Source organism: Alistipes sp. CAG:268 (genome assembly GCA_000434235.1).
Taxonomy (GTDB): domain Bacteria; phylum Bacteroidota; class Bacteroidia; order Bacteroidales; family Rikenellaceae; genus Alistipes; species Alistipes avistercoris.
This window is the reverse complement of the sequence record FR891985.1, coordinates 34943-43760: the sequence shown is the minus strand read 5'-3', so window position 1 is coordinate 43760 and position 8818 is coordinate 34943. Positions and strand designations below refer to the sequence as shown.

Annotated in this window: 8 protein-coding genes; 5 read left to right on the top strand and 3 right to left on the bottom strand. The window is 62.4% G+C overall.

What is annotated here, in order from left to right:
* Positions 1 to 815: ketol-acid reductoisomerase (gene ilvC / locus QZL63_RS03525; protein ID WP_290585880.1), on the top strand; the 815-nt coding region annotated here is incomplete at its 5' end.
* A gap of 94 nt (positions 816 to 909) precedes the next feature.
* Here the strand turns inward: ilvC and QZL63_RS03520 are convergent.
* Positions 910 to 2025, bottom strand: coding sequence for an NAD(P)H-dependent flavin oxidoreductase (locus QZL63_RS03520; RefSeq protein ID WP_022307949.1), 1116 nt, complete (start codon positions 2023 to 2025; stop codon positions 910 to 912).
* Positions 2026 to 2298: 273 nt separating this feature from the next.
* On the opposite strand from QZL63_RS03520, the gene QZL63_RS03515 reads away from it, so the two are divergent.
* On the top strand, positions 2299 to 2856 hold the full coding sequence (locus tag QZL63_RS03515; RefSeq protein ID WP_022307948.1) for an outer membrane beta-barrel protein: 558 nt from the start codon (positions 2299 to 2301) through the stop codon (positions 2854 to 2856).
* Positions 2857 to 2979: 123 nt separating this feature from the next.
* Here QZL63_RS03515 and terL read toward each other — a convergent pair whose 3' ends face one another.
* Together terL and QZL63_RS03505 are read right to left on the bottom strand one after the other, a co-directional pair.
* Positions 2980 to 4545 carry a phage terminase large subunit gene (gene terL / locus QZL63_RS03510; protein WP_022307947.1) on the bottom strand — a complete coding sequence of 522 codons (1566 nt, stop codon included), beginning with the start codon at positions 4543 to 4545 and terminating at the stop codon, positions 2980 to 2982.
* A gap of 168 nt (positions 4546 to 4713) precedes the next feature.
* A complete protein-coding gene (locus QZL63_RS03505; RefSeq protein WP_022307946.1) occupies positions 4714 to 5001 on the bottom strand; it encodes a hypothetical protein in 288 nt (95 codons plus the stop codon).
* Between the two features lie 136 nt (positions 5002 to 5137).
* Here QZL63_RS03505 and QZL63_RS03500 point away from each other — a divergent pair, with 136 nt between their 5' ends.
* The 3 genes from QZL63_RS03500 to QZL63_RS03490 form a co-directional block, all read left to right on the top strand.
* Positions 5138 to 5812 (top strand): XRE family transcriptional regulator, encoded by a 675-nt coding sequence (locus QZL63_RS03500; RefSeq protein ID WP_022307945.1) that lies wholly within the window; start codon positions 5138 to 5140, stop codon positions 5810 to 5812.
* A 338-nt stretch (positions 5813 to 6150) separates the two neighbouring features.
* The gene (locus tag QZL63_RS03495; RefSeq protein ID WP_022307944.1) at positions 6151 to 7995 is read left to right on the top strand and encodes a 2-oxoacid:acceptor oxidoreductase subunit alpha; all 1845 of its coding nucleotides are present in this window, start codon (positions 6151 to 6153) and stop codon (positions 7993 to 7995) included.
* 4 nt (positions 7996 to 7999) lie between these two features.
* Positions 8000 to 8818: 2-oxoacid:ferredoxin oxidoreductase subunit beta (locus QZL63_RS03490; RefSeq protein ID WP_290585874.1), on the top strand; the 819-nt coding region annotated here is incomplete at its 3' end.

Genomic DNA, 8818 nt, shown 5'->3' with positions numbered 1-8818 from the left:
GCGAGACCCTCTTCGGCATCGAGGAGGCCGCCTCGCGCGCCACGATCATCGAGGACCTGCTCTCCGATGCCGGGCAGATCGCCGTATGGCCCGCCCTGCGCCGCCACCTCACCCCGGGCAAGGCACTCTACTTCTCCCACGGTTTCGGCATCACCTTCGGCGACCGGACGGGAATCGTACCGCCCGACGACGTCGATGTGATCCTCGTTGCCCCGAAGGGCTCGGGCACCTCGCTGCGGCGGATGTTCCTCCAGGGACGGGGCCTCAACTCGAGCTATGCGGTTTACCGCGACGCCACGGGACGCGCCTTCGAGCGGGTTGTGGCGCTGGGCATCGGCGTCGGCTCGGGCTACCTGTTCGAGACGGACTTCCGGCGCGAGGTCTACTCCGACCTGACGGGCGAACGCGGCACGCTGATGGGGGCCATCCAGGGGCTCTTCGCCGCCCAGTACGAAACGCTCCGCGAACAGGGGCACACCCCCTCGGAGGCCTTCAACGAGACGGTCGAGGAGCTGACGCAGTCGCTCATGCCGCTCATCGCAGAGAAGGGCATGGACTGGATGTACGCCAACTGCTCGACCACGGCACAACGCGGGGCTCTCGACTGGTGGAAGCGGTTCCGCGACGCCACGAAGCCCCTCTTCGGCGAGCTCTATGCAAGTGTGGCCGCCGGCAGGGAGGCACAGATCGCCATCGAGGCCAACAGCCGTCCCGACTACCGCGAACGGCTCGAGGAGGAGCTGCGCGAACTGCGCGAAAGCGAGATGTGGCAGGCAGGGGCCGTCGTCCGCAAGTTGCGCCCCGAGAACAACTGACCCTCAGCCGAACCGTTACACGACAGCGCCCGGCCCCCTCGAAAAGGGGCCGGGCGTTGTTGTCATCGCATCGGCACGGGCCGCTTTGCCCGACCTACCGGGAGCCGAAGAGACGCTCCTTGAGCGAGAACTCCCCGCACCGGGCGGCAAACTGGTCGTATTCGCTCCGGAGCGAGGCGATCAGCTCGCGCACCGACTGGATCTTCTCGGCCCGCCACGCATTCGCGCCGCAGAAGGCATAGCCGTTCTGGAGACGGCCCTTGAAGGCGTTGTAGAGCGCCAGCATGATGCAGTAGGGGCTGTGCGTGACGTCGCACGTCTTGATGCAGTCGAACGGGCAGGCCTTCGGCCGCTTGAGCCCCTCCTTCACCCGGTCGAGGAAGCGGTTGTGGATGGCCCGGCCCGGCATCCCGACCGGGCTCTGGATGATCTCGATGTCCTCGCGCCGCGCCTCGATGTAGCTCTGCTTGAAGGCCGGGTCGGCATCGCACTCCTCGGTGGTCACGAAGCGTGTGCCCATCTGCACCCCCTCGGCCCCGAGCTCCATGATGCGGTAGATGTCCTCGCCGGTGTAGATGCCCCCGCCGGCAATCACCGGGATGTGGCATTCATGCTCGGCCTCGAAGGCGCGCACCTCGGCGACCACCTCCGGAACGATGGCCTCGAGCGCGAAGTGCTCGTCGGTGAGCTGCTCGGGTTTGTAACCGAGGTGGCCGCCCGCCTTGGGACCCTCGACGACGATCGCGTCGGGGATGTAGCGGTACTCCTCGAACCATTTGCGGCACAGCAGTTTGGCCGCGCGGGCCGACGAAACGATCGGAGCGAGTTTGGTTTTTGCGCCTTCGGTAAGGAACGAGGGCAGGTTGAGCGGCAGCCCGGCCCCCGAGAAGATGATGTCGGCCTTCTCGGCGATGGCCGTGCGGACCATGTCCGCGAAGTTCGACATGGCGACCATGACGTTCACGCCGATGATGCCGCGCGTCGCCGCGCGGGCCTTGCGCAACTCCTCGCGGAGCCCCCAGATCGAGGCCTTGCGGTAGTCGCTCGAATAGTCCTTGTAGATCACCCCGAGCCCGGCCGAGGAGATCACGCCGATGCCGCCCTCGCGGGCCACGGCCGAAGCCAGCCCCGAGAGCGATATGCCTACGCCCATGCCGCCCTGCACGACGGGTACGGCGGCGCAGAGATTTCCGATTTTGAGTGCTTTCATAAATTCGAATGGAATGAAACGGAACAAAGATAGGCGATTCCGAACGAACAAAACGGCAAAAACGAACAATTTAACAAAAAGATCACATTGCCCCGACCGACACGTTCTGCGGGCAATACCCCCTCACGCACGTCCCGGACACTCCTTTCGGCACAGCAATGGCTCTTTGTCCGGCATGCCTCCTCAAAAAACAGCCGACAACCTTTGCGAAATTCCCGACAAAAGATTATCTTCACATTCGGAAAAACAAATTCAACCCAAAACCCAAAAAAGATGAAAAAACTCTTCTTCTGCGCATTGGCCGCAATCGTATCGCTCCAAGTCGCTTCGGCCCAGAAACGAGGCGAAATGTATGTCGGCGGTTCGCTCGGCGTCACCACCGCTTCGGCCAGCATCGACGGCGTCTCCGCCTCGGCTACCACCTTCGGTTTCGCACCCGAATTCGGTTATTTCGTAGCCGACCGGCTTCGTCTGAGCGGCTCGATCGCCTATAACCTCACCTCGTCGGGCGACACGTCGCACGCGCTGACCATCGGTCCGAGCGTGGCATACTACGTGCGCCTGTGCGACCGCTTCTACTACACGCCCGAAGCGGGCATCGGCTTCGCCTACGCCTCGGCCTACGGAGCCAACGGCTACGGATTCGCCACCGGATTGAAATTCGGAGCCTTCGAGTTCCGGCCCGCATCGCATTGCGGCATCTCCTTCAGCCTGCTGTCGCTCCAGTATACCTACCTCTCCTACTCCTCGGGAGGTTACAGCGCAAGCGGCAACAACGTGCAGTTCGACTTCGGCGTCAGCCCCACGATCGGCTTCAAGTACTACTTCTAAACCGGTCCGGCACCCCGCATTCGGTGTAAAACCCATACGATTCACCCCCGACGGAGCAATCTTCCGTCAGGGGTGATTTTTTTGCGGGGTGCGAAGACGGATCCGGCGATGCCCCGGCCGGCGTCAGAGGAAACGCACGCCCCGCAGGCGCTTGCCCCCGCGGCCGGAGACTTCGCGCTCGACGATCCCGGTCACCACATCCGCCGCGTCGTGCCAGCGGTTGGCCCGGAACTGTCGCCGGTAGGTCGTCAGGTGGGCATGGAGCTCGGGCCACCGGGTGCGCCACCCCTTCGGGAAGCGGAGGCAGTGCTGTACCGTAGCGGAGTTCGAGAGGATCCGGGCCTCCTTGTTGGCCCCCTGATGGAACCACTCGACCCGTACGTCCGGAGCCCGCGCCTGCACGGCCCGGGCAAAACCGCGGCCACCGTTGTTGCTCTCGACGAACGCCTCGCGCGTGCCCGACCGCACGAGCATCTCGGCCACGAGCGGCTCGGTCACCTCCATCGGTTCACGCGAATAGACCGCATCGGTGACGTAGACCGCACCGTCGGCATCGACCGCATAACAGAGCGAGCAGAGGTAGTCGTCGCCCGTATCGGCCGTATCGGTGTAGTTCGCCCAACGGACGATCTCGCGCGGCAGACACTCGTACTCGGTCAGGTTCGGCCCGTAGAGCAGCCCCTCGCGGGCCGAAGGGTGCCCCTGGTACATCGCCTCGAACTGCAGCGGATCGAGCCGCCGTTTGGCTGCCAGCAGCGTAGCGCCGTGCTGCTCCTCCCACAGCGCCTGTCCCGGAAGACGCGGATCGATCGGCGACGGAGGCCCGCACTTGAGCGCCTCGAAATTGAGGTGCAGCCAGCCGTCGGACGGCAGCGCATCGAGCTGCTCCCAAGCCAGCAGCTCCTCGACCGGCTCGCGCTCGCGGATCGAGCCGATGAGATCCTCCTCGTGCCAGCGCGTGAAGACCACCAGCTCTCGCGAGGCGTTGTGCATCCGAGTCCGCACCACCGAGGTGTACCACTCCCAGCAGTTGGCCCGCACGATCGGCGAGTTGGCCTCAAGCGCATCCTTGTAAAGGTCGTCGAGGATGAAGCAGTCCACGCGGTTGCCCGTCAGCGAACCCTCGCGCCCTACAGACAGCAGCCCGCCGCGACGTCCGACGATCTCGACCTCCTCGGAGGTGCGGATGTAGCCCGGCGGTTTCGAGCCGCACTTGATCGTCGTCGCCGGAAAGAAGGAGGCATACTCGCGCGATTCGAGGATCCGCTGCACCCGGCGGTTGAACTTCGAGGCCAGGGAACCCGAGTAGGAGGCGATCGCCACCCGGCAGTCGGGGTCGAGTCCCAGCACATAGGCCGGCAGGAGCGTCGATGCCCCGAGGCTCTTGCCGTGCTGCGGGGGCATGGTGACGATCAGCCGGCGGATGCGCCCCGCAGCGAAGGCCTCCAGCACCCGGTAGTAGGTGCGGTGGAAGGGCTGCAGCACCAGGAAGGGATAGACACCGAGGGCAAAATCGGCAAACGCCACGGAGTTACATGCGGCCGGGTGCGAAAAAAAGTCGCAACCGCCGCATACTAAAGAATCACCGGACGACGTTTGCCCATACGGAACAAGAAGCCGTCCGATACCGGGAAAGAAAACCTCCGCGGGGGACTCCCCCGCAGAGGCCGATTGCTTCGAAGCAGTCATCTGATCGGAATTTTTTGTCGAACCCGATGCGCGGCGCCGCGGCGGGGAGGTTCTTGTTCAGGGTTTCTCCGGCGGGCAGCGCCGCACCCGGGAAGGAGGAGCCGGAGAAACAGACCGGAAAGCTCCGGCAACAAGGGCAGGGGAACGGCGGTCTGCCGCAGACGCGCCTCAGATCCAGGCGCCGAGCTCTTCGAAAGAGAAGTCGTTGAGTTGCTCGACGCCGTCGAACGCGGTGTGGAACTCCCACCAGACGGGAACCAGACGCGAGATGACGTCGGCCTGGCCGTCGGGAGCAGAGATCCGTTGCCGGTAGACGATCACCGAGGCTGTCAGACGACACTCCGCTTCGCCCCACGCAAAAGCGAGTGTTCCCGAAAAGTAGCCCCCGCTCCCGATCGCCTCCGACAACCGCAGGGCGACTTCCCGGTAAAGTTCAGATGGAACGGAATAGGACATTGAAAATGAAGCTTTTTTCGCAAATTGACTTGCGGATATAAATAAATTGTTTAACTTTGCAATGCAAATATATATTCAAATATTGAATATTAATGCAAAAAGTTTGAATTTTTGATATAAAAAATTCCGATGAAATATGGTAAATGAACGGGTAAAACTGATACGAAAGCAACTCGGTCTGACGCAAGAGCAGCTCGCTCAACGGCTTGGAATAGGGAAAGCGGCCCTCTCGATGATCGAGACGGGCAAGGCGGGACTCTCGACCCGCAACCGGAACATCCTTGTTCAGGAATTGAACGTAAATCCCGAATGGCTCGACTCCGCACAGGGACAGATGTTCAACGCCGAACCCGACCTGACCGCCTACAGGCACCGCACCGACAACTCGCTGCCGCTGCAGAGTGTCCCGCTCTACTCGATCGAGGGAACCGCCGGACTCGTCCCGCTCTTCACCGACCACGCCAATCTGAAACCCGTCAATTTCATCCATATCCCGAACCTGCCCAAATGCGACGGAGCCCTCTACGTGCGGGGCGACTCGATGTACCCGTTGCTCAAAAGCGGCGACATCGTCCTTTACAAACAGCTGAACGACATCAACGACATCTTCTGGGGCGACATGTACCTGCTCTCGATCGACATCGACGGCGAGGAGTATGTCACCGTGAAATACATCCAGAAATCCGAACGTCCCGACTGTGTGCGGCTGGTGAGCCAGAACCCGCACCATGCCGACAAGGAGATCGAGGTCGCGCGCATCCGCGCCATCGCGCTGGTCAAGGCCAGCATCCGCATGAACTCCATGCGCTGACCGGCACAGGCGGCGAAGAGCGGCCTCTGCCGCATCCCCGCCAAAGACGCTGCCCCGAAGACCGCCCGAACCGGAATCGGGAAAAGAGCCCCGACCGGCTGCCCCGCGCAGCACCGGCCGGGGCTCTTATATATAGGTAATCCGGCGAACTGCCCCGGATGCCGAACCGAATTGCAAAAGAAGCATAAATCACAGTAATTCAGACTAAAACGCCGAAACGAAAAATCCACATCCAGGAAAAACGAGGGAAACGCACAAAAAAAACGTTTACTGTGAATAATCTAACAATAAAATCGTATATTTGTAGAACCATAAACTACCAACTAATCTAAAACACAATGGAACAGACCAAAGTGCGGGAGTTGCGGGACGTCGTGATCCGCTTTTCGGGCGACTCGGGCGACGGCATGCAGCTCACAGGCACGCTTTTCTCCGACACCTCGGCGTTGCTGGGAAACGGCATCTCGACCTTCCCCGACTACCCCGCCGAAATTCGAGCTCCGCAAGGTACCGTCGCCGGCGTATCGGGATTCCAGGTACACTTCGGCGACCACCGCGAACTGAACCCCGGTGACTATTGCGACGTACTGGTCGCCATGAACCCCGCGGCACTCAAGGCCAACCGCAAATGGCTCAAGCCGGGCGCCACGGTGATCATCGACGGAGACTCGATCACCGAGGAGCACCTCAAGAAGGCCGGATTCGCCACGCTCGATCCCATCGAGGAGCTGAAACTCGACGAGTACAACGTGGTCATCCCCGACATCACCACGATGACGCGCGAGGCACTCAAGGAGACCGGACTCGACAACAAGTCGGTCGTCAAGTGCAAGAACATGTTCGCACTGGGCATCTGTTTCTGGCTCTTCGACCGTCCGGAAGACTACGCCAAGCGTTACCTCGATACGAAATTCGCCAAAAAGAACCCCGCCATCGCCCAGGCCAACAAACTGGCCATCGACGCCGGGTACAACTACGCGGCCAACACGCACCAGTTCGCCAACAACTACACCGTAGCCGCCGCACCCCTCGAGAAGGGCACCTACCGCTCGATCTCGGGCAACATCGCCACGGCATGGGGCCTCTGCGCCGCCGCCGAGAAGGCCGGGCTGCCGCTCTTCTGCGGCTCGTACCCGATCACCCCGGCCACGGTTATCCTCGAGGAGCTGGCCAAGCGCAAGGACCTCGGCGTGAAGACCGTACAGGCCGAGGACGAGATCGCGGGAATCTGCACGGCCATCGGTGCCGCCTATGCCGGCAACTTCGCCGTGACGACCACCTCGGGCCCGGGCCTCTCGCTCAAGAGCGAGGCGCTGGGTCTGGCCGTCATGACCGAGCTGCCGCTCGTCGTTGTCGATGTGCAGCGCGGCGGCCCCTCGACGGGCCTGCCCACCAAGACCGAGCAGAGCGACCTGGCACAGGCCCTCTACGGACGCAACGGAGAGTGCCCGGTGATCGTCGTGGCTGCCTCGTCGCCCAGCGACTGCTTCCACTTCGCCTTCGAAGCAGGCCGCCTGGCCATGGAACACATGACGCCTGTCGTGCTGCTCACCGACGGATTCATCGCCAACGGTTCAGAGCCGTGGCGCATCCCCTCGATGAAGGACTACCCGAAGATCTGCCCCCCGATCGTGGACGAAGCCCCCGAAGGAGGCTTCATGCCCTACGTGCGCAACGAACGGCTCGCCCGCGGCTGGGCATTCCCCGGAAAGGTGGGCCTCGAGCACCGCGTCGGCGGTCTGGAGAAGGACAGCGTGAAGGGCAGCATCTCGACCGATCCGGCCAACCACCAGAAGATGGTCGATACACGTGCGGCCAAGGTAGCCCTGGTTGCCGAGGATATCCCCGTGCAGAAGGTCTGGGGCGATGAGGAGGGCGACCTGCTCGTCGTCGGCTGGGGCGGTACGCGCGGCCACCTGCAGAACGCCGTGGACGACCTGCGCCGCGAGGGACACCGCGTCTCGCTCTGCCACTTCAACTACATCCACCCGCTGCCGCACGGCGTCCGCGAGATCTTCTCGCGCTTCAAGAAGATCGTCGTCTGCGAGCTCAACGAGGGACAGTTCGCCAACTACCTCCGCCACGAGCTGCAGGAGTTCAGCTACGAGCAGTACAACAAGTGCGAAGGACAACCGTTCACGATCGTCGAGCTTCGCGAAAAATTCGAATCCTTACTGAAATAACGCCATGGCAGACTACAAATACACCCCCGCAGATTTCAAAAGCGACCAGGAGGTGCGCTGGTGCCCCGGATGCGGCGACCATGCCATCCTGAACGCCGTGCAGCGTGCGCTGCCCGAGATTGCCGACGCTACCGACACGCCGCACAACCTCTTCACGTTCGTGTCGGGTATCGGCTGCTCGTCGCGCTTCATCTACTACATGAAGACCTTCGGCTTCCACTCCATCCACGGACGTGCCAATGCCGTGGCTACGGGCGTGAAGGTCGCCAACCCGCGCCTGAACGTCTGGGTGACGACCGGTGACGGCGACTCGCTGGCCATCGGCGGCAACCACTTCATCCACGCCATCCGCCGCAACGTGGACCTGAACGTCATCCTCTTCAACAACGAGATCTACGGACTGACGAAGGGCCAGTACTCGCCCACATCGAAGCTCGGCAAGATCACCAAGACGTCACCCTACGGAACGGTCGAGAAGCCGTTCAACCCGGGCGAACTGGTCATCGGCGCCAAGGGCACGTTCTTCGCCCGCTCGATCGACATGGAGGTACAGCTCTCGAAGGAGTGCATGGTGGCTGCTGCGATGCACCGGGGCATGTCGGTGGTCGAGGTGATGCAGAACTGCGTGATCTTCAACGACAAGACCCACGCTGCATTTGCCGCCGACAAAGCCACGCGCGCCGAGCGGACGATCACCCTGCGCCACGGCGAGAAGATGCTCTTCGGCGCCAACCGGGAGAAGGGCCTCGTTTTCGAGAACATGCGCCTGAAGGTGGTGACCGTCGGCCAGGACGGCTACACGCTCGACGACATCCTCAAACAC